Origin of the sequence: Anaerotruncus sp. 80 (genome assembly GCF_009936115.1) — a bacterium.
Lineage (GTDB): Bacteria > Bacillota > Clostridia > Peptostreptococcales > Anaerovoracaceae > Senimuribacter > Senimuribacter intestinalis.
The window spans coordinates 1-442 of record NZ_QWES01000064.1; the positions used below are offsets into that span (position 1 = coordinate 1).

A 442-nucleotide genomic window follows, 5' to 3' on the forward strand; every position below is an offset into this window, starting at 1 on the left:
ATGAGTAGCGCAAGGCAGGTGAGAATCCTGCCCGCCGAAAATCTAAGGATTCCTGAGGAAGGTTCGTCCGCTCAGGGGTAGTCGGGACCTAAGCCGAGGGCGAAAGCCGTAGGCGATGGATAACAGGTAGAGATTCCTGTACCACCGGAGGTCGTTTTAAGCGAAGTGGGGACACAGAAGGATAGACTGAGCACGCCGCTGGTAGAGCGTGTCCAAGCGTCGAGGTAGGCAATGTAGGCAAATCCGCATAGTCAATACTGAGGCGTTACGGGGTGGCAAGTAAGCCGGAAGCAGTCGATTTCACGCTGTCAAGAAAAGCCGCTAGCAAGACCCGAGGTGCCCGTACCGCAAACCGACACAGGTAGATGAGGAGAGAATCCTAAGGCGAGCGAGAGAACTATTGTTAAGGAACTCGGCAAAATGACCCCGTAACTTCGGGAGA

General features: G+C 54.5%; 1 rRNA gene. It reads left to right on the forward strand.

Going from position 1 to position 442, the window contains the following annotated elements:
* Positions 1-442, forward strand: a 23S ribosomal RNA gene (locus tag D1155_RS15485); the annotation flags it as partial.